Source organism: Acinetobacter sp. Tol 5 (assembly GCF_019702905.1).
In the GTDB taxonomy this organism is placed as follows: Bacteria; Pseudomonadota; Gammaproteobacteria; order Pseudomonadales; family Moraxellaceae; genus Acinetobacter; species Acinetobacter bereziniae.
In genome coordinates this window covers 336,896-358,412 of sequence record NZ_AP024708.1, presented here as the reverse complement: position 1 = coordinate 358,412, position 21,517 = coordinate 336,896, and the positions used below count along the sequence as shown (strand labels likewise).

Sequence of the window (21,517 nt, the reverse complement as noted above, 5' to 3'; positions counted from 1 at the left end):
TCAAAGTAATACATATTGTTTTATAAGAACTTAAGATTAACTGGAAATGATTCATCTAAGGATTTGAATCATTTCCGCTTTCATCAATGCTTTTATACTCAATCTTTGAAACATCTAAATTAAAGTGAGTTAATACATCCATCGCCTTTTGGTTTTCATATTTTTTTGTCGCATCCCACCCTTCAGACAATGCGTATAAAATAAAAAGTCGTGCAAAATATGGGCGATGTAAACTAACAAATTCTTGCAAAGCTGTTTGCTTATTCAACAAGAAAACACCTGCATAAAGTGGTGTTCCACCTATGAAATCCACAATATTTTTAAAATGGAAAATATAAGGTGTTTGTGTATATCCATCCAGAAAAAATTTTTAATGTGACAATGTCCAAATCATTTCCACAATATCGTGATTACACATTGTAGAGATAAACTTTGTCATTGATTATAATTTTACGATTCTTCTTTTTCATGGTTATATCTTAAAAAAAATCCTTTAAAACAAAAAACCACCCTATAGCCTAGGATGGTTTCGATGTTTACTCAAGTGAGATAGAACCTGATTATTTCCACTTTACAGCTTGAACTTCTGATTTTTTAGAAGTATCAGGTTCATTGGTACTACAACCGCACCCACCACCACAACCACTCACCATTGCAGGCTGAGTCCATTGTGCTAAACGCGTCCAACCTCTCGCTTGAAAGAATTGAGCCAATTTAGAAAATACCGAATATGCCGACTTAGGAAAAACCTTCTTAAACACAAAGATCGCACTCCATATCACCAATACCGCAACAATCAATGATTCAATCATCTCGAACTCCTTTAGCTCAAAGGTTTAAGGTTTTTTAATTCACCTTATAGACCAAAATAGCGTGATGCAATTTGATAAGTCAGGAATGCCATAAGATATGCCAGACCAAATAAATATATGGTCATACCTGCCACAGTTTTCCACGAACCTGTTTCACGTCTTACTGTTGCCAATGTCGCCAAACAATGAGGTGCATAGATAAACCACACCAGTAATGATAAACCTGTTGCCACTGTCCAGCTCAAGTCACCTTGGCTGATCAAATGAGATAGACCTTGAGCAACAGCATCATCATCTGCTGCTGACAATGCGTAAACCGTACCCAATGCAGCAACAACAACTTCACGTGCAGCCATCGCTGGAATTAAGGCAATACAAATCTGCCAGTTAAAACCTAATGGTGCAAAGATCGGTTGCATGACATGCCCTAACATCCCTGCAAAAGAATAGTCAATCGCAGGTAAAGTTGCGCCTTCAGGCGGTTGAGGGAAAGTACACAAGAACCATAACAAGATCGACAAAGCGAAGATAATTCCACCCACACGCTTTAAGAAAATCTTGGCACGGTCCAATAACCCAATCCAAACGCTTTTTACATCAGGAATACGATAACTTGGTAATTCCATCAATAACGCATGTTGAGATTTATCCTTTTGGAAAAATTTCAGTACAGTTGCAACAATCAGTGCACTGACAATGCCTGCCATATACAGACCAAACAGCACCAAGCCTTGTAGGTTCAGAAAGCCCCAAACCATTTTTTCCGGAATAAATGCTGCAATTAACAAAGCATATACAGGTAAACGTGCCGAGCATGTCATCAGTGGTGCAACCAATATCGTAACCAAACGATCTCGCGGATCACTGATACTTCGTGTCGCCATAATACCTGGTACAGCACAAGCAAAACTTGATAATAATGGGATAAAAGCTCGACCACTTAAGCCAGCTTTAAACATCAATTTATCCAGCAGAAACGCAGCACGTGGCAAATACCCAGATTCTTCTAAGACCAAAATAAAGAAGAATAAAATCAGAATCTGTGGCAAGAAAACCACCACACTACCTGCCCCCGCGATCACACCATCAACCACCAAACTATTAAGCAATGGCTGTGAAATAAATTGTCCAATCCACTCACCAAACCAAGCAAAGAATTCTTCAATTCCATCCATAAATGGTGCAGCCCAAGCAAAAACGGCTTGGAACACGACAAACATCATGAGTGCAAGGCTTAGAAGCCCTAAAACAGGATGCAGGAAAATTTTATCGAGAAAATCAGTACGTTTATCTTCATGATCTACAAAAACCACCACATCCTTTAAGATTTGATCGATTTTTTCATGATTAGAACCTGAAAGCTTCACATCACTCAATTCTGCGCTTGGGGTACGGAATTTCTCATCTTCTAAAGCCGCCATCAGATTTTCAATTCCTGCATTTCGCACAGCAACTGTTTCAACGACAGGAATACCTAAACGTTGTGATAGTTTCTGAGTGTTGATTTGCATACCACGGCGACGAGCCTCATCCATCATGTTTAATACAAGTAGAATCGGTTTGCCTTGTTCAATCACTTCAAGAACCAGACCTAAATGCAATTTTAAGTTGGTCGCATCGACCACACATAAAAACGCTTGTTGATCTTGTTCATCTGCAATTTTACCCAAGACCACATCACGGGTAATGGCTTCATCTGGACTTGTTGCATTTAAGCTATACGTTCCCGGTAAATCTAAAACACGAACCGCGCGACCTGAAGGTAAATTAAATGCCCCAACTTTACGTTCAACAGTCACCCCTGCATAGTTGGCAACTTTTTGGCGTGTTCCAGTAAGGTGATTGAAAAGAGAAGTTTTACCGCAGTTAGGATTTCCCACTAAAGCAATACGTAAAGTTTCGCTCATGCGGAAGCTCCTTCTAATGCTTGATGAATTTCAATTTTTTGCGCTTCCACTTTACGTAAAGCAAATCGAGTAAAACCAATTTGAATTAAAATAGGATCACCACCAAAAATCCCTTTTGTGATCACTTGTACACGTGTGCCAGGCACAAAACCTAGTGTTTCCAAACGGCTTGCCACTAAATCTGGCTGATTGACATTATCTTCTGAGGTGCGACTGACCTTTGAGATAATGGCAGTTTGCTTTACTTTCAAGTCTGACAAACGCACTGCAATTAACCCTAAAATGAATACGATATGTAGTTTATTATACATACAAATGAGAATAATTACCAAGTAAGGTTCATTACAATTCTCATTCACTTTAGGCATTCGACTTCTTTATTTTTTTAGTCTACATTCTTCTCACAGAGACGCTTTAAACTTTGCTAAGACCATGTTAAATAAGAAACCACGTATTCCAACTGCAGTTGCCATTCCTGAAAATTTAAGCTTTTTACAAGGTTTTCGTGATTATTTAATTGCTCAAACGGTCAGTCCGCATACAAGAAATGCCTATTTATCCGACTTAATCCAATGTAGTGAATGTGTAAATACTTATTTACCCGATTGGACACATGACGATATTTCCGATGTCCTCATAGAATTGACCAAGCAAGGTAAAAGTCCACGCTCGATTGCACGCTCACTTTCAGCACTCCGTTCATTTTTTAAATTTTTACGTGAGCAAAAGATTCGTTTAGATAATCCAGTTGCCATGCATAAAACTCCCAAACTTGGACGAGCATTGCCTAAAGATCTATCTGAGCAAGATGTAGAGGCGCTGATCCAAGCACCTGATATAAGTACAGCATTGGGCTTACGTGACAGAGCCATGTTTGAAGTTCTCTATGCTTGTGGATTGCGTGTATCAGAACTTTTAAATTTAAGACTCGATTTGATCAATTTAAAACAGGGTTATTTAAGAATTACAGGTAAAGGAAATAAAGAAAGATTGGTCCCATTAGGTGAGGTTGCTTGTGAATGGGTTGAACAATACCTAAATACCTCTAGACCGCAGCTGTATAAGTCAGCAACCGATTACTTATTTTTAACCCAGCATGGTGGCATCATGAGTCGGCAAAACTTTTGGTATGCCATCAAACGCTATGCTTTACAGGCAAACATTCAAGCAGAGTTATCACCACATACACTCCGCCACGCCTTTGCAACACATCTACTCAACCATGGTGCTGATTTACGTGTGGTGCAAATGCTTTTAGGGCATAGTGATCTATCCACCACTCAAATTTATACTCATGTGGCACAGGTGCGTATGCAGCAATTACATGAAAAATATCACCCACGCGCATAAGATTTTCAAATGGAAGTAATACTGATAATTTACATCCCTTAATCAAGTTTTAAAGTATGGCTTTGATTTTTTTGCTATGCTAATTCCCCACACAATAATGCTGAAGAAACATAAAAGAGTTATTTATGCAATTGAATCGTTCAAAATTGATGTTGGCTTGTCTGATTGCAAGCACGATGGCAGTGAGTGCTTGTTCAAAAACGCCAGACTCAAAAAAAGATGACACTTTGACTGCAACAGCACCCGCAACTGGTGAGGCATCAAATTTAACTGAACGTGACGCTAAACAACGCCTCATCCAAACACTACAAGCCAATTTCAAGAAAGCAGGTGTGAATGCTAAAATCTTGGATGCTAAACCGACTGAAATGCCAAATCTATATTGGATTAGCATGGAAGGAATGAGTTCTGTCTATGCCACTGCTGACGGTAAATTTTTAATCCAAGGCGATGTCATTCGTTTAGGCGGTGAAAAACTCAGTAGTATCGGTGACAAACTTCAGGCTGCTGAAAATAAAAAGCACTTTGCTGATTTAAATGTTAAAGACCTCTTGGTTTATCCAGCACAAGGTAAAGTTAAACATGTGATTTATGTGTTTACCGATGCAAGCTGCCCGTATTGCCATAAACTGCATGAACATATTGGTGAAATCACCGCAAAAGGTATTGAAATACGCTATATCCCTTGGCCTCGTGGCGAACAGTTTATTCCAACCATGGAAAGCATTTGGTGTAGTGCTGATCGCCATAGCGCATTCAATCAAGCCATTGCAGGTACTGCCCTTCCACCTGCAACATGTAAAAACCCAGTCCGTGACCTTTATGCTCTAGGTTTAAGAATGGGCGTAAATGGTACCCCTGCAATCTACAATGCAGATGGTGAATATCTGGGTGGGTATATGACTGCTGATGAAATTGAAAGCCGTTTAAATAAATAATTTTTATCAGTAAATTTACTATTATTTATAGCTCAATATAAAGATGCGCCAGACTCTAGAGTCTGGCGCATTTTTTAGCTATGATCTAAGCTTAATATAATTTATATGCATAATTGGAGTGTGACGTGAAACCAGTTCGTCTGGCAATACTCGGTCTAGGAACCGTAGGCGGTGGAGCCCTTAAACTACTACAAGAAAACGCTGCTGAAATTAGACGTCGCACCGGTCGAGAAATTGAAATTACCCACGTAGGCACTCGTCGTCCACGTCCAGATCTAAATTTACCAGCAAGTGTGAAGCAAAGCGCAGATCTGTTAGAGATCGTTCGCCAACCCGATGTAGATGTTGTGGTTGAAGTTATGGGCGGAATTCATCCTGCTTATGAAGTCATTATGGAAGCCATCAAACATGGTAAACAAGTGGTGACTGCAAATAAAGCCTTACTTGCTGAACATGGTAATGAGTTATTTAAAGCAGCAGATGATCATCATGTACAGATTGCCTATGAGGCAGCTGTTGCAGGCGGCATCCCAATTATTAAAGTCATTCGTGAAGGCTTGGCAGCCAATAAAATTGAATGGTTGGCAGGCATTATCAATGGAACAGGCAACTTTATCCTCACAGAAATGAGTGAAAAAGGCCGTGCCTTTGCTGATGTTCTCAAAGAAGCACAAGAGCTAGGCTATGCAGAAGCTGACCCAACTTTTGATGTGGAAGGAATTGATGCAGCACATAAACTCACGATTCTTGCATCATGTGCATTTGGTATCCCTTTACAGTTTGACAAAGTCTATACTGAAGGAATTACCAAAGTAACGGCACAAGACGTTAAATATGCTGAAGAGCTTGGGTATAAAATCAAACATTTGGGTATAGCACGTCGCTCAGCCAAAGGCATTGAATTGCGTGTTCATCCAACGCTGATCCCTGAAGAAGAATTGATTGCCAATGTAAATGGTGTAAAAAATGCAGTATTGGTACAAGCCAATGCCGTAGGTCCGACACTTTACTATGGTGCAGGTGCGGGTGCAGGTCCAACTGCCTCTGCTGTTGTTGCTGATGTGGTCGATATTGTTCGTGACATCATATATACAGAAGATGGTTCAGGTACAATTCCACAATTGGCTTTTGAAGCCCTTTCAGACTTGCCTATTTTATCTAGTGATGAAATGACTACAGGTTACTATTTGCGTTTAAATGCTGAAGACCAAACGGGCGTACTTGCAGATGTCACCACCATCTTAAGCCGTACAGGTATCAGTATTGATGCAATTATGCAGCAACCTCGTTTAAAAGATTTAATCCCGATTGTGATTTTGACTGATCCAATCGTTGAATCAAAAATGAATGAAGCGATTGCACAAATTCAAGCCTTACCTGCTATTCATGGCGAAATCGTACGAATTCGTTTAGAATTGCTCGATAACTAATCGGATTTAATCCTCCCCTCATCTGCATCGATAACAAAGATGCAGATAAATCCGCCATTTCAAACAGATCAAATGGTGAATTTAGCTTCTTTGATAAGAGGCTAGAGGCGAAAGAATACCTTTATTTGCTCTACATACAACTGGAACACCATCATGTCTAATGCCAATCGCTATACAGGACTTGTTGATCGCTATCGTGACCGCTTACCCGTATCGAAAACTACACGTGCTATCTCTTTAAATGAAGGGAACACGCCTCTCATTAAATTAGACAACATTCCACGTCTTATTGGCAAAAATGTTGAAATTTATGTGAAATACGAAGGTTTAAATCCAACAGGTTCATTTAAAGACCGTGGTATGACCATGGCTGTGACCAAAGCAGTTGAAGAAGGTTCTAAAGCGATTATCTGTGCATCTACAGGAAATACCTCAGCGGCGGCGGCTGCTTATGCTGCACGTGCTGGAATCAAAGCATTTGTCTTAATCCCAGAAGGCAAAATTGCCATGGGTAAAATGGCTCAAGCGATGATGTACGGTGCGATTACCATGCAAATCCGTGGTAACTTTGATGATGGTATGCGTCTAGTGAAAGAAGTTGCAGATAAAGCGCCTGTGACTATTGTGAACTCAATCAATCCATATCGTTTGCAAGGTCAAAAAACCATTGCTTATGAAATTGTAGAAGCACTTGGTCGCGCACCTGATTACCATTGCTTACCTGTAGGAAATGCAGGGAATATCACTGCACATTGGATGGGCTATACTGAAGCAGTGGCGAACCAACCCGTTGAAGCGTTTGAACAAGTGGTTTATGACGCTGAAACAGACAAGTTTACAGGTCCAAATCCTGAAGGTCGCCCTGTGATGGTAGGTTACCAAGCATCAGGTGCTGCGCCATTCCTACGTGGTGGTCCGGTTGAAAATCCAGAGACAGTTGCCACAGCAATCCGTATCGGTAATCCACAAAGCTTTAATCATGCAAAAGCCGTTGTACGTGATTCAAAGGGTTGGTTTGATGAGTTAACTGATGCTGAAATCTTAGAAGCGCAACGTTTACTTTCTATGTATGAAGGTGTATTCGTTGAACCAGCATCGGCTGCATCAATCGGTGGTGCTATCCGTGATATTAAAGCAGGTAAAATTGCGGAAGGTTCTGTGATTGTATGTACTGTGACTGGTAATGGCTTAAAAGACCCTGATACAGCCATTAAACAATGTGAAGATGCGGTTATGCTGTCGATTGATGCGACCTTAAACCAAGTTCGTGATTCGATTCTTTCAAATATGTAATAACGTCTTTGCAGCAAAAAAACCAGTTGCTCGCAACTGGTTTTTTATTGCCAAAACGAAACCACTATTCTTCGTCATATTCTTCATAACCGTACTGTCTTGCCAAATCTTTTTCGATACGTTGAATATCTTCCAAACTAATTTCCCTGATTGCAAATAAAGGTTGTTTGAGTAAAGGGTTTACCGCATATAACGCCTCTTGTTGCCAAAAGTCTATAATCAATTCTTGCTTATTCTCATCATAGCTTAAGCCCGATTCTGCCCCAATCAATGCTTTCAACAATACTGGTTGTGCTGAGAGTTCCGATAAGGATCCAGCAAGGCGAATAGAACAATCATCATATTCAGCAAAAACTTTTCCCACACTTTTTCTAAGTAATTCAGGATTTTCTGAATACACCAAGCCTGCAAAACCTTCATCATGTTCTTCAAGCCATTGTTGCTTTTTCATCGACCATAAACCATAAAATTTTGCATCTTGATCAAACTGTACCAACTGAAATTTTTGCATTTCGGCAAGCTGAACAAATTCAAATGTATCTTCATCATTTAAACTTACAGGTAATATATCCATAGATAATTCATCATCATCTAAAATATGTTCCCCACAGCGGGAAAATACAAATTCATCCAGTGATCTGAGTTTCTCCTCATCTGCTTCAAAAAGTGAATCGACTTCATATAAAGCAAAATCACGTGCGCCATCAATTTCAAGTTGTTTATAGGTTGCTTCTGCTTGTTGTTTATTGTCAAAAATATTGGCTATACGATTCCCCGCAATGTAAAAAACTTCATCGTTATAGCCAAAATATTTTGCACGTATCACATAAGTCGCCATACTCATTTCCTATTTTTTATTACATGGTTTGTTTTCGTTGATGTAAACCTTGAGCACTTGGAGGTATTGCCATTCCATTATCCATCCACAATTCGAAATGCATGGCATTAAAAAAATCCGCTGGACTATAAACAATACTTTCTAATCGAGGCAATGCGCCAATGCGCGGCAAAATATCGTATATAAACCAACTGTTGTGAGTAATTAATAAAGAATGTAATTTTCCTGTTAAAGCCAAAGGAGATAACATCAGCTTTGAAAGCGCTTTATCCTGCAAGTAATAGTGATGTAACTGCTCTAGTTGTTGTTCAAAGTTTTTCGGTAAATGCTTAACATCTATCGCACTTACAAAATCATTTAAGGTTGGAATAAAACGCTGTTGGTAATCCACCAATAGATGATCACGTTCACACAAATCTTTTATATCAATTGTTTTACCAGCACTATTTTGAAGGCTATGTCCAAACACTGGAATGACCACTGAATTTACACCCCATAATGTATGCAAAATTCGATGTCGAGCATCACTACATAAGCTTTTAGTACTATCAATAAATGCATGTATTTCGTAATAGTCTTCTACCTCTCCACCCCAGCGTTTGGCAGAAATACGTGCATGTTGTAATGCATTCATTATGTTAAGTCATCATTTCTTATTGTCGTTCAACATTAACTCATTTTAAAAAATAAACGAATATAATTTATTGATAATTGTTATCAGTTCAAGTGTTCCGATACTTTTATTTTAATTCAACCACAAAAAAACTCTTCATATTGAAGAGTTTTTTTTAAATCACAAAAGCTTAAATACGTTTTGGTAAATTACTCACCCAATTCAATAAATTGGTTGCATCATTGGTACGTGCCTGAGAAGAACTTGCACCCAATAACACTACAACAGCTGGACGACTATTCACTGTAGTGTGCATCACTACACAACGTCCCGCTTCATTGATATATCCTGTTTTGGAAATATTGATATTCCATCCACCATTACGAACCAGTGCATTGGTATTATTTGACTTGAGGATACGATAGCCTAAATTGAAGTCATAATGCGCTGTGGTCGAGAATTGACGAATTAAGCCATACTGAGATGCCGCACTCACCAAAATGCCTAAATCACGCGCAGAAGACACATTATGAGGATCTAAACCTGTAGACTCGACATAACGTGTAGACGTCATACCTAATTGACGCGCTTTCGCGTTCATGGCTGCAATAAATGCTTGTCGCCCACCCGGATAGGTACGTGCTAAAGCTGCTGCAGCTGGATTTTCAGATTTCATCAACGCCACAAGCAACATTTCAGCACGATTCATGCTATCGCCAACTTTTAAAGTTGAGCTGGAGTTCTTACCACCTGCTCCAGCAAAATCAATTTGTTGAAGTGTAATCTCTTCTGACATATTCAAACGTGCGTCTGCTGTAATCACCGCAGTCATTAACTTGGTAATAGAAGCGATTGGCATCGAAGTATTGGTATTTTTACTGTAAAGCACTTCACCCGTTGTTGCATCCATCACGAGTGCAGCACGAGCATTAACTGAAGGTTGACTGTTATAACTATTGGTATCATAAATCTGCACAGACTTGTTAGTCAGTGTTGTTGGTGCAGCATTTGATGGACGAATTGTTGTGGTTAAAGTAGTTGAGCCTTTAGGTGAAATATCTTCACCATCATCATCAACAGAGTCGCCATTTAATAATTGGCTTGCGTCGGAAGATGACCAACTTACACTCGCTTGTCCGCTTCCCCCTGAATTCATGATGATTTCAGCAAAACTTGTTGAACTCAAACTGAGTAGTACTGACAAACTCAGCACATGCATTAACGTTTTTTTTGGTTTTTTCACGATAACTTACTCACCTCAGGGAGGTATTCACAAACTTGCTAATTACCTCAAATATGACTTACATTTACACTCAAACGTGACTATATTAAAACGAATATTTCAATCACAATGTATTGTGCGCAAATATTGAATAGATATTAGGAATAGGATTGCCAATTTTGTTATGTCATTGCAAGTCTTTTTTGCTTTATGTAACAAAAATGTTGATATTGGAAAATTTAAGGAGGTGTAAGTGATTACTGTTTTAGTGGTAGATGACCATGAATTAGTAAGAACAGGCATCTGCAGAATGTTAGAAGATCAGACTGATATTCAAGTCATCGGACAAGCAGAATCTGGTGAAGAAGCCATTACCATTATAAGGCAGCAACACCCTAATGTCGTTCTTTTAGATGTCAATATGCCTGGTATTGGCGGGGTAGAAACGACCCGTCGTTTATTACAAACTGCTCCAGATACCAAAGTTTTAGCGGTAAGTGGTTTAGCTGAGGAACCCTACCCGTCTCTGTTACTCAAAGCAGGCGCACGGGGTTATATCACCAAAGGTGCACCCATTACAGAAATGGTCCGTGCAATCAAGAAAGTCATGCAAGGTGGAAAATACTTTAGCGCAGATATTGCAGAGCAACTTGCCAGCTCATATTTATCAGATACCCAAACTTCACCTTTCGACGCACTTTCAGAACGAGAAATGCAAGTTGCGATGATGGTGGTGAATTGTGTCAGCGCTCAAGAAATTTCAGACAAACTCTTTGTGAGTGTAAAAACGGTCAATACTTATCGTTACCGTATCTTTGAAAAACTGGGTCTCGATAGTGATGTCAAACTTACTCATCTAGCCATACGTTATGGTCTAATTAAGCCATAAATCTTATAAAACAATGATCTACCTTTGAGTGTGAGTATGTCGTCTACGGTATCTGTGCCTATTTATCAAACAATTTACCGTCTAGGCACACTTTACTCAGGTTATCGACTGATTATTGCCTTTTGTTTAATCATTATTTTTCTGATTACCTTAGAAAATCAGCCTGTTCACTACGAATACCCAAGTTTATATTTTTATTCGATTGCGACCTTTACCATCATTGCAGCATTGCAAATGATGCTGTTGAAATTTTACCCTCATGGCGTTGCACAGCAGTTTATTGGCTTTTTTATTGTTGATATTCCATTCCTCAGTATCTTGGTATTTGCGCTGAATGGTCCAAATTTAGCCATCAGTATTTTATTTGTGATTGCAGTCTTTACTGCAAATTTTTTACTGAGTAAAAACAAAGCATTATTTATTACCTTAGTGTCTGTCATTGCCATTATCTATCAGCAATTTCTGGGCAGTTATTTTGATTTTTCTAATTTAAATAATATTAGTAATAGTGCCTTATTGGCTTTCTTGTTTTTTATGGTGTACGGAATCGGGCAAATTGCAATCAACCGTTTTCAGGTTCTTGAGTCCTTAAATACGTACCAATCTTTAGAGCTTTTTAAGCTACAAAACATCAACCGCTATATTTTAGAACAAATCGAAGTCGGTTATTTGGTACTCGATGAAAAATGTAAAATTATTGTCAGTAATCCTGCCGCATGTTCACTATTAGGGATATCTCCCCTGTATGCACATGAACAATATCATTTATCCAATTTCCAGCCTGATCTCTATGAAATTTTAAAAGATGCCATGTTTCGAGATGGTGAGCGTTTTCAATTTGAATCACAGCAATCTTCATTTACCGTTGATATTCGGGTACAAAAACTGATTGTTCCACATCAGGCGCTCACACTTCTTGTACTTGAAGATGCACAAAAAATAAATCAAAAGGTACAACAGCTTAAACTTGCAGCATTAGGACAATTATCAGCAAGTATTGCTCATGAGATACGTAATCCACTCGCTGCCATTGCGCAGGCAAATGATCTTTTTCTGATGAGTGATGAACAGCAGCAAGCCTTACTCCATCAAATGATTACCAAGCAGACTGTCCGTATTAACAGTATTATCAAAGATACTTTAGATATGGCAAAAAACAAAAAAACCCATGCCAGTCAAATCGACTTACCACTATTTTTAGAAGATTTATTGTTACACGATTTAAGTGATGCTCAAACTAAAATCCAAACTGAAATTGAAGCAGATCTTGTGATTTATTTTGATGATTCGCAATTAAGGCAAGTACTTGTCAATCTATTGCGTAATGCATTACGCCATAATGATCAAAATGCGGAATACGTTTTGGTCAAGGCGTTTAAAAATGACGCACATATTTGTATAGATGTGATTGATTATGGGAAAGGCGTCACAAAACAAGATCTTTCACAATTATTTCAGCCATTTTTTAGTACCGAAATCAATGGAACTGGTTTAGGATTGTACCTATCGCAAACTATATGCGAAGCAAATCAAGCGAAATTAATTTACGTTGAGCAAAAACAACAAGGGGCATGCTTTCGTATCGAATGCCCACGCATGGATTAGATTAGGTTTTTGGGGATATGACTACACGACAACCATTGGTGTTACTTGTAGATGATGAACAAGATTTATGTATGTTGATGCAAATGAGCCTATCGCGAATGGGCATCAAAACACATATGGCACATCATTTACAGCAAGCCAAATATTTTTTTAGTGAATATAAATATGATGCCTGTATTACAGATTTAAACTTGCCTGATGGGAGTGGTTTAGATTTAGTCAAACATGTATCGCAACATTATCCAAAAACGCCAATCGCTGTACTCACAGCATATGGCAATATGGAAATCGCAATTGCATCACTTAAAGCTGGGGCTTTTGATTTCGTTAGCAAACCAATCAATCAACTACATTTACAGCAACTTTTACAAAAAGCTTTACATGTTCCTCAGTTGAGTGAAACTGTAACTAAAGCCCCACTTGAAGAGTCCATGCTCATTGGCGACTCGCAAATCATTCGTAAATTAAGAGAATCGATTAAAAAAATTGCCCGTTCACAAGCACCTGTTTTTATTACAGGGGAGTCTGGTACAGGGAAAGAAGTGGTTGCGAATCTTATTCATTTACTCAGTAACCGCAGTGATAGTCCATTTATTGCAATCAACTGCGGGGCTATCTCTGAAGAACTGATGGAAAGTGAGCTTTTCGGACATAAGAAAGGCTGTTTCTCTGGCGCAACGCAAGATAAACAAGGCTTGGTTCAGGCTGCCAATGGTGGCACATTGTTCTTGGATGAAGTCGCAGAATTGTCTTTAGCCATGCAAGCTAAACTTTTACGTGCTGTTCAGGAAAAGAAAATCCGTCCTTTGGGTAGCGATACTGAAATAGAAGTTGACTTTCGAATCATCAGTGCAACGCATCAAAATATCGAAGCTCTGGTTGAACAAGGGAAGTTCCGCCATGACTTGTTTTTTAGAATTCATGTTATGGATATTACACTCCCGCCATTACGTGATCGCGAACGTGACATCTTGATTTTAGCCAATCATTTTATTCAACAAATTTGTACTGAATGGCGAATTCCGAGCAAATCATTCACAGATGCAGCTAAAGCATTTCTTTTACAGCAACATTATTCTGGTAATGTTCGTGAACTGCGCAATATTATTGAAAAAGCCATCACGATGTGTGATGAGGATTCTATCGATATTCAACAACTCCAACCTGCGCCACAACGGAGCAGTATTAACAAAATTGAATCCTTTGAGTCTGTTCCGACCAACCATACGGCGATTGAACTTCCAAACAAAGCACCGAATATTCCGAAAGAAGGCTTGGAGCAATATTTGGAAAATGTTGAAAAAGAAGTCTTGTTATCTGCATTAAATCAAACCCATTGGAATCGGACCTTAGCTGCAAAAAAACTCGGCATGACCTTTCGATCTTTACGTTATCGTTTGAAAAAGTTTGGGCTAGATACTGATGATGAATAGAATCTGCTGATATTGATCTCGAACAATAATAAATTTTGTTCATAATCAAAAAAAGCTGAGAATCAAATACTCAGCTTTTTTATGTCATTCACATTCGATCAGCGATGTTTTAATAATTGGTCTGCAACATTATTTAAATAAGTTTCTTCTTTTTGATCCAATGCCCAAGGATATTCCCAATTCGGACGAATCCCCTGCCCATCAATCATATTGCCATTCGGGGTATAATAATGCGAAACAGTCATCTGTAAAGCTGCGCCATTTGGCAACGGAAATAACTTCTGTACCACACCTTTGCCATAGCTTTTCTCACCTGCCACCCATGCACGTTGATGTTCTTTCATGGCAGCAGTAAATACTTCAGCTGCTGAAGCAGAACGACCATTGATCAAAATACCCAATTTAATATTTGAAAATTCATCACCGGGTAGAGCCTGAAACTGTTGATTTCCTTCGGAACGACTTTTGGTTGAAACAATAATTCCCTGATTTAAAAATAAATCGGCTGTTTCAACGGCCGCAGAAAGTAAGCCACCCGGATTATTACGCAGGTCGAATAAAACTGCCTTGGTTTTTTGAGTGCTATATTCTTCAATTAATCGTTTAATTTCGTTCGCAGTATCTTGTTGAAAAACTTTAACTTTAAGCACCAAAACCTGATTATGCAACATCACAGGTTCAATATCAGCAACATCAAGCTTACGATTTCTGACTACTGTGATTGCAGGGCTTTTCTCATTCAGTTGTAATTGAAAGGTAGAGCCGATCGAACCATGCAACAAATCTTCGACTTGTTCAGCATTTAAATTTTTCAACTCTTGATTTTCAATTTTAAAAATGGTGAATCCATTTTTTAAACCTAATTTAAATGAATCAGCATTGTCTCGTAGATTCTGAATTTTCCACTGATGAATATGGCTATCAAAGCCCAATTCAAAGTCTGCTGTTGCAAGATCACTCTCGGTATATTGCATCAGTTGTTTATATTCTTCAGGGCTTAAATAACGCGAATAACGGTCTAAGCCACCGACCAAGCCTTTAATAGCTTGCAGGAACAGTACATCATCCGGCTTTTCTTGAACATAGTTGTCTTTGACAATCCCATAAATCTGAACAAATTGTTCAATTGATTCAATTGGAACTTCTGCAATGCTTTCTTCAACATCACCATCAAAATCAAGTGTGGCAGCATTTTCGGCTGCCCAAACGGAATGGCTTCCACAAGTTAATAACCCTGTTAATACAGCAACATACTTCCAAGCTTGAACCATTCCCGCACCTAAATTTGAATAATGATATTTAGACTTTTAACGTAATTAAATTGCGACCTTGCATTTCTTTCGGTACAGGAAGCTGCATTAAAGTTAAGATTGTTGGAGCGACATCTGCAAGCACGCCATCTTCTGCAATTGTTGCTGAAGTCGGACCAACATAAATAAACGGTACAAGTTCTGTGGTATGTTGAGTATGCACCTGACCACTTACATAGTCTTGCATTTGCTCAACATTACCATGATCGGCAGTAATCAACATATGTCCATGTTTTGCCATAACAGCGTCATATAAACGCCCCAAACTTACATCAACTGCTTCAACTGCTTTGACTGCCGCATCAAATACACCTGTATGCCCGACCATATCACCATTTGCATAGTTCACGACCAGAAGATCAAACTCACCTGAGTTAATCGCCTCGACAAGTTTGTCAGTGACTTCAGGTGCGCTCATCTCAGGTTGTAAATCATAAGTCGCGACTTTAGGTGACGGGATTAAAATGCGCTTTTCCCCAGGGTATTCATCTTCACGTCCACCACTAAAGAAGAATGTCACATGGGCATATTTTTCTGTTTCCGCAATACGCAATTGCGTTTTACCTAAAGATGAAAGGTACTCACCAATTGAATTTTTTAATTCTTCTGGCATATAAGCCACAGGCGCATCAATAGTTGCTTGATAGCGAGTCAACATGACAAACTTTGACAGTTGAGGAACCACTTTACGCTCAAAGCCAGCAAAATCTTTTTCTACAAAAGCTTTGGTGATTTCACGGGCACGATCCGCACGGAAGTTCATAAAGACAATGCTATCACCATCTTGAACTTTGGCGATGTCACCAATACGGGTTGCTTTTACAAACTCATCATTTTCATTTGCTGCATAGGCCTGTTCTAAACCTTCAGTTGCTGAATCAACAACACGCAAAGCTTCACCTTCAGTCATTAAGCGATAGGCTTGCTCTACACGGTCCCAGCGATTATCACGATCCATTGCAAAGTAACGACCAATCATTGTCGCAATACGACCTTGTTGAGGGTACTGTGCGAAGACTGCATCCAATTTTTCCAAAGAAGGTTTTGCACTGCGTGGAGGAGTATCACGACCATCTAGGAAGGCATGTAAATAAACTTTTGCACCACGTTTTAAAGCCAGCTCACACATTGCAATAATATGATCTTGATGTGAATGTACACCACCTTCTGACAACAAGCCCATAATATGGACAGCGCCATTTGCCGCTTTGGCTTTTTCTACAGCATCAATCAATACTTCATGTTCAAAAAAAGCACCAGTACGAATGTCTTTGGTAATACGAGTGAAGTCTTGATATAACACACGACCTGCACCCAAGTTCATATGCCCCACTTCTGAGTTGCCCATTTGCCCATCAGGTAAACCAACGTCTTCACCTGAACCTGAAATTAAACTATGCGGATGCTTTTCTTGCATCATGGTTAGATTTGGCGTCTTGGCTGCTAAAAACGCATTATCTTCGACCGCTTCACGATGACCCACACCATCCATAATCACCAGAACGTGAGGGATTTTGCCAGCAGTTGCATCCGTCATGATTTACACTCTTTTTACTGTTTACAAATTAATCATCATATCTTACCGTTTTTTTACGGCAGACTCTATCCTTAGACAATGGCAATAACTGTTTGCCACAATCTAAAATTCTTATCTCATTCGCTGTAGTTGATTGCTATATACCGATTTCTTATATAACGATTTCTTATCGAGCCCGATACAATAAGTAGCTCCCTATACCAAACATAAATACGATCGGTAAAAAAACAAACCATGCGGGTGATGGAGCATAAATCAGACTGGCATAACCTAAAAAGTCCTGCACATAATAGAATGCCAAGCCCACAAATAAGGCAATCACCAAACGGAATCCCATAGATTGCTGACGCAATGGTCCAAAAATAAATGAACAAGCAATCAAAACCAGTGCCAACAAGGCAAAAGGTGAACCTACATTTTTCCAGAATGCCAATAAATAGGTTTTCGGTACTTGACTATATTCATGCATATAATCCATAAAACTTAACAACTGACTTGGTGCTAAATCTTCTGGATCAATCGTCACCATATGAACATACTTAGGTTGTAGTGCAAGAGCTAGATTTTGCTGATTTTGATCAACCACTTGTGCTTGACCATTGGCAAGTAAATTGACTTGAGCAGTCTGTTTTAAATTCCATTGCCCTTCTTTTAAAAATTGACCTTCTTCAGAATTGAGCAAAGATTTCATTCGATAATTTTCATCGAAATCCACCACCTGAACTTGTTTCAACGTGCCTTGTGAATTGGCATAATCAATATAAATAAACCGTTGTCCTTCGCGTGTCCAATAGCCTTTTACTTCACCCAATGCTGCAACGCTACGGTGACTTTTAATGCTTTTGGCTTGCTCATTGGTATAAGGAATAACAAATTCACTCAAAGCAAAAGAAAGAATCACCAAAAGCATTGCAGAACGCATTACCCATCCAACAATGCGCCATAAGCTAATGCCTGCAGCACGCATGACAATTAACTCACTATTTGATGCCATAGAGCCTAAACCCAAAACGGCACCAATCAAAGCTGCAATAGGAAGGATTTCATAGAGATAACGAGGTGCCCCCCACAAAACATACTGCAATGCATTCCACGCTGTATAATTGTCTTTTAAGCTACTGAGCTCACCTAAATAGGTAAATAAAATTTGCAAAATGGAAAGCACAGCTGTTGCGCCTACCATAGCGAGTACTGTGGTCTTGGTCACATGTTTTGCGACAATTCTACGTGCTAACATTATGATTTCACTCGCTGTATTTGCTTCTTAATCTTCGGTGCCAACTTCTGCTTTCTTGAAAATAAAGCAGCGGCAATCGCATAGAACAAGAGTATTGCAGGATATGCCCAAATCCCAACTTCATCTTTACTGATCCTTGTTCTAATCGCCATCAACGCCACAATCAAACTGGCGAAAATCAATAAGGCTGGGAAGAGTTTAAGATAGCGACCTTGACGTGGACTGACTTCACACAAAGCCGTTGCTAACATTAAAGCTACAATCATTGAGAATGGCACAAATAACCGCCATCCCAATTCACTTTGTATGACTGGGTCATCTTTATTCTCAAGTAATTTGCCAAAACCGAGTGCTTCAACCTCATCACTTTCAAACTTTGCTTCTTTATTATTCTCTAAACGTAAACGGTAGGTTTGAAATTCAGTTTGACTATATTTCGGTGTACCTGGATAAATTTCATAGCGTCGCCCCAGAACCAAGTCCACAACACTTGCAGTTTCATTCGCCATTTCCACACGGGTCGCTTCTTTCGCCAAAATCATGACATCAGGCTTACCTTCTTTCTCTGCACGCTGATAAAAGAAAATATCTTTAAGATTTTTTCGATCTTCAGACAGAGAACCAGCATAGATGGTATATGCACCCGATGAAATAAATTCTCTGGGTCGAACTAAATCAAAACCAGTTCGTACAGCTTGGGTAGAAACCAATTGCCCATACTGACGAAGTCCCCAAGGTGAAATCCAGATCATTAACGCACTTTGTACAAGCAAATAAACAATGGTTAATGGAATTAATAATCGAGCAACCTGAATACGACTGATTCCACTCCCATTGAGCACGGCCATTTCATGGTCAACATATAAACGACCAAAAACCAACATCAGCCCAATAAAGAAACCCAAAGGAAGGATTAAGGTCAAGAACTCAGGTAAACGAAATCCAATAATACTCAATAGAATACTTGGGTCTACACGCCCCATTGCAGCACGACCAAATTGCTTAATCAATTGCCCACCCATCATGATGAGTGTCAATAATGCAACCACCACTAAGGAGGTCGAAACGACTTGTTTGACAAGGTAGCGTCGAATAATCAAATTAATCTTCCAAATAAGGGTAGTATCATGACGTAGCGCTAGTTTACCCGAAGTTAAAATTATAAAACTAGATTGAAATTCTACCATTTGAAGTGGTTCAATGGTTTAATGATTTGAAATGTACAACAGGCACAAAGACAACATATGAAACTTACGATTAACACGTCATTTTCAGCGTCTACATCTCGCCAGGCGTTATTTATTCTGGTGGATTCTGAAAACTTACAACAGGTCCAAGAAACATATAAAATCAATGACTTAAACGCATTGATTGATAGCATTCAATATAAAGCAAGCTTAAATGAAACTTTACCACTGATCGGAAAGCTAACTCAAGTTGCGCAATGTACCTTAATTGGTTTAGATAAAGCATCTGATGTCAAAGTTGCAAAATTAGCAAAAATCGCACAAACCATTATCAAAGCGTCACAAAAAAAATTCCAACAAGTCAGTATTGATATTTCTGCGCTCCCTTCAGAGTTGCACTATTTATTTGCATTAAGCCTCACTCAAGCCGCTTATGGTTACGATGAGTATAAATCTAAAAAGAATGAATTCAGCTTAGAAAGTATTGAATTTATTGCGACACAATCAGATTTAAATAGCGAAAAACTGCATTTGATCTCTGCTGTGCAAAAGGGTCAAAACTTTACCCGTGACTTGGGCAATTGCCCACCAAATATTTGCTTTCCAGAATATTTAGCAGAACAAGCCCGTGCTTTAGCCGCTGAATTTCCTGATTTGCTAAAAGTAACTGTACTCGAAGAACAGCAATTGGCTGATTTAGGCATGAACGCTTTTCTCGCTGTCAGCAAAGGTTCTGACCGACCTGGACGTGTGATTACACTCGAATATAAGGCAGATATAGACCAAGCACCAATTGTATTGGTTGGTAAAGGTGTTACTTTTGATACAGGCGGTATTTCACTGAAACCAGGCTTAGGCATGGATGAGATGAAATTTGATATGTGTGGTTCAGCATCGGTATTGGGTACTATCCGTGCCCTATGTGAAGCAAAACTACCGATTCATGTGGTCGGTGCAATTGCTGCCGCTGAAAACATGCCATCAGGTCATGCAACCCGCCCTGGCGATATTGTCACCACCATGAGTGGACAAACTGTTGAAATTTTAAATACTGATGCAGAAGGTCGTTTGGTGCTTTGCGATACGTTAACCTATATCAAGCGTTTCAATCCTGCGCTGGTTATTGATATTGCAACATTAACAGGTGCTTGTGTGGTTGCACTAGGTTCTGTTGTATCGGGCTTATTTACACCTGATGATGAACTCGCAGAAGAAATTACGGCAGCAGGACACGCATCATTTGACCGTGTATGGCGCATGCCAGTTTATGAGGACTATCAAGAGCAACTTGACTCCCCATTTGCGGATATTGCCAATATCGGTGGTCCTAAAGCAGGCGCAGTCACCGCAGCGTGTTTCTTGGAACGCTTTACTCGTGACTACCGTTGGGCGCACTTGGATATTGCAGGTACAGCATGGAACTCTGGCGCAAATAAAGGCGCTACTGGTCGTCCAGTACCATTACTCATGCAATTCATTGCCAATCGTGTAAAAACAAATGGCTAAAATTAGCTTTTACTTGTTTGAAAAAAGCCCTGAACGACAAGTTGAAAGTGCTTGTCGTTTATGTCGTAAAATTCTACGAAATGCAGCTAAAATTTGGCTGCATTGCCCTGATGTGAATATGCAACAACAACTGGATGAATATTTGTGGTCTTTTGATCCCACTAGTTTTTTGGCGCATGGTATTGATCAAGTCGATGCACCGATCTGTATTTCCCCCAAACTTCCCGAATCATCTGAATGGATTGTGTTTAATTTTAACAGTCAAGCACTTGAACAAGTGACACAATTTAGTCACATTATAGAAATCATCGAAAATGATGAGTCTGCTAAGCAAGTTGGTCGAGAGAAATACAAAGCCTATCGACACATGGGTACTCAGCCTCAAACCTATAAGTTATAAATTTTAAACA

At 39.3% G+C, this 21,517-nt stretch carries 20 protein-coding genes; 9 read left to right on the top strand and 11 right to left on the bottom strand.

Annotation, left to right across the window (positions count from 1 at the left end):
• Window positions 1-55: 55 nt before the first annotated feature.
• The 4 genes from TOL5_RS01645 to TOL5_RS01630 all read right to left on the bottom strand — a co-directional run bounded on the left by TOL5_RS01645 (window position 56) and on the right by TOL5_RS01630 (window position 2,985).
• A complete protein-coding gene (locus tag TOL5_RS01645) occupies window positions 56-268 on the bottom strand; it encodes a hypothetical protein (RefSeq protein ID WP_199934978.1) in 213 nt (70 codons plus the stop codon).
• A 292-nt stretch (window positions 269-560) separates the two neighbouring features.
• Window positions 561-812: a DUF6587 family protein gene (locus TOL5_RS01640; protein ID WP_199934979.1), complete on the bottom strand. Its 252-nt coding sequence runs from the start codon at window positions 810-812 to the stop codon at window positions 561-563.
• A 44-nt stretch (window positions 813-856) separates the two neighbouring features.
• Window positions 857-2,719: a ferrous iron transport protein B gene (gene feoB, locus TOL5_RS01635; RefSeq protein WP_199934980.1), complete on the bottom strand. Its 1,863-nt coding sequence runs from the start codon at window positions 2,717-2,719 to the stop codon at window positions 857-859.
• The gene (locus tag TOL5_RS01630; protein WP_010591216.1) at window positions 2,716-2,985 is read right to left on the bottom strand and encodes a FeoA family protein; all 270 of its coding nucleotides are present in this window, start codon (window positions 2,983-2,985) and stop codon (window positions 2,716-2,718) included. The genes feoB and TOL5_RS01630 overlap by 4 nt, the downstream gene beginning before the upstream one ends.
• A gap of 166 nt (window positions 2,986-3,151) precedes the next feature.
• Here TOL5_RS01630 and xerD point away from each other — a divergent pair, with 166 nt between their 5' ends.
• From xerD to thrC, 4 genes are all read left to right on the top strand, one after another.
• Window positions 3,152-4,069 (top strand): site-specific tyrosine recombinase XerD, encoded by a 918-nt coding sequence (xerD, locus tag TOL5_RS01625; RefSeq protein WP_005035345.1) that lies wholly within the window; start codon window positions 3,152-3,154, stop codon window positions 4,067-4,069.
• Window positions 4,070-4,194: 125 nt separating this feature from the next.
• Entirely contained in the window at window positions 4,195-5,007 is an 813-nt protein-coding gene (locus tag TOL5_RS01620) for a DsbC family protein (protein WP_004826328.1), read from the top strand.
• A gap of 125 nt (window positions 5,008-5,132) precedes the next feature.
• Window positions 5,133-6,437 (top strand): homoserine dehydrogenase, encoded by a 1,305-nt coding sequence (locus tag TOL5_RS01615; RefSeq protein ID WP_009584444.1) that lies wholly within the window; start codon window positions 5,133-5,135, stop codon window positions 6,435-6,437.
• Window positions 6,438-6,590: 153 nt separating this feature from the next.
• The gene (gene thrC / locus TOL5_RS01610; protein ID WP_009584439.1) at window positions 6,591-7,730 is read left to right on the top strand and encodes a threonine synthase; all 1,140 of its coding nucleotides are present in this window, start codon (window positions 6,591-6,593) and stop codon (window positions 7,728-7,730) included.
• Between the two features lie 64 nt (window positions 7,731-7,794).
• Here thrC and TOL5_RS01605 read toward each other — a convergent pair whose 3' ends face one another.
• The 3 genes from TOL5_RS01605 to pbpG all read right to left on the bottom strand — a co-directional run bounded on the left by TOL5_RS01605 (window position 7,795) and on the right by pbpG (window position 10,424).
• Window positions 7,795-8,568, bottom strand: coding sequence for a hypothetical protein (locus TOL5_RS01605; RefSeq protein WP_199995483.1), 774 nt, complete (start codon window positions 8,566-8,568; stop codon window positions 7,795-7,797).
• Window positions 8,569-8,587: 19 nt separating this feature from the next.
• Entirely contained in the window at window positions 8,588-9,202 is a 615-nt protein-coding gene (locus tag TOL5_RS01600) for a DUF6915 family protein (RefSeq protein WP_004826322.1), read from the bottom strand.
• A gap of 169 nt (window positions 9,203-9,371) precedes the next feature.
• Window positions 9,372-10,424 (bottom strand): D-alanyl-D-alanine endopeptidase PBP7/8, encoded by a 1,053-nt coding sequence (gene pbpG / locus TOL5_RS01595; RefSeq protein WP_004826319.1) that lies wholly within the window; start codon window positions 10,422-10,424, stop codon window positions 9,372-9,374.
• A gap of 232 nt (window positions 10,425-10,656) precedes the next feature.
• Between pbpG and TOL5_RS01590 the strand changes: the two genes are divergently transcribed.
• The 3 genes from TOL5_RS01590 to TOL5_RS01580 are packed head-to-tail and all read left to right on the top strand — an operon-like array spanning window position 10,657 to window position 14,330.
• Window positions 10,657-11,292, top strand: a complete 636-nt coding sequence (locus TOL5_RS01590; protein ID WP_221260637.1) for a response regulator — start codon at window positions 10,657-10,659, stop codon at window positions 11,290-11,292.
• Between the two features lie 36 nt (window positions 11,293-11,328).
• Window positions 11,329-12,897: a sensor histidine kinase gene (locus TOL5_RS01585; protein ID WP_221260636.1), complete on the top strand. Its 1,569-nt coding sequence runs from the start codon at window positions 11,329-11,331 to the stop codon at window positions 12,895-12,897.
• Between the two features lie 17 nt (window positions 12,898-12,914).
• Entirely contained in the window at window positions 12,915-14,330 is a 1,416-nt protein-coding gene (locus TOL5_RS01580; RefSeq protein ID WP_005035339.1) for a sigma-54-dependent transcriptional regulator, read from the top strand.
• Window positions 14,331-14,428: 98 nt separating this feature from the next.
• Here TOL5_RS01580 and TOL5_RS01575 read toward each other — a convergent pair whose 3' ends face one another.
• The 4 genes from TOL5_RS01575 to lptF form a co-directional block, all read right to left on the bottom strand.
• Window positions 14,429-15,601 (bottom strand): S41 family peptidase, encoded by a 1,173-nt coding sequence (locus tag TOL5_RS01575; protein ID WP_042088582.1) that lies wholly within the window; start codon window positions 15,599-15,601, stop codon window positions 14,429-14,431.
• A gap of 28 nt (window positions 15,602-15,629) precedes the next feature.
• Window positions 15,630-17,177, bottom strand: coding sequence for a 2,3-bisphosphoglycerate-independent phosphoglycerate mutase (gene gpmI / locus TOL5_RS01570; protein ID WP_121774267.1), 1,548 nt, complete (start codon window positions 17,175-17,177; stop codon window positions 15,630-15,632).
• 166 nt (window positions 17,178-17,343) lie between these two features.
• Entirely contained in the window at window positions 17,344-18,414 is a 1,071-nt protein-coding gene (lptG, locus tag TOL5_RS01565; RefSeq protein WP_004826310.1) for an LPS export ABC transporter permease LptG, read from the bottom strand.
• On the bottom strand, window positions 18,414-19,514 hold the full coding sequence (lptF, locus tag TOL5_RS01560; protein ID WP_010591214.1) for an LPS export ABC transporter permease LptF: 1,101 nt from the start codon (window positions 19,512-19,514) through the stop codon (window positions 18,414-18,416). Before lptF ends, lptG begins: the two co-directional genes overlap by 1 nt.
• A 144-nt stretch (window positions 19,515-19,658) precedes the next feature.
• On the opposite strand from lptF, the gene TOL5_RS01555 reads away from it, so the two are divergent.
• Window positions 19,659-21,107, top strand: a complete 1,449-nt coding sequence (locus TOL5_RS01555; RefSeq protein WP_046759905.1) for a leucyl aminopeptidase — start codon at window positions 19,659-19,661, stop codon at window positions 21,105-21,107.
• Complete coding sequence (locus TOL5_RS01550) at window positions 21,100-21,507, top strand: DNA polymerase III subunit chi (protein ID WP_005035328.1); 408 nt, start codon at window positions 21,100-21,102, stop codon at window positions 21,505-21,507. The genes TOL5_RS01555 and TOL5_RS01550 overlap by 8 nt, the downstream gene beginning before the upstream one ends.
• Window positions 21,508-21,517 lie beyond the last annotated feature (10 nt).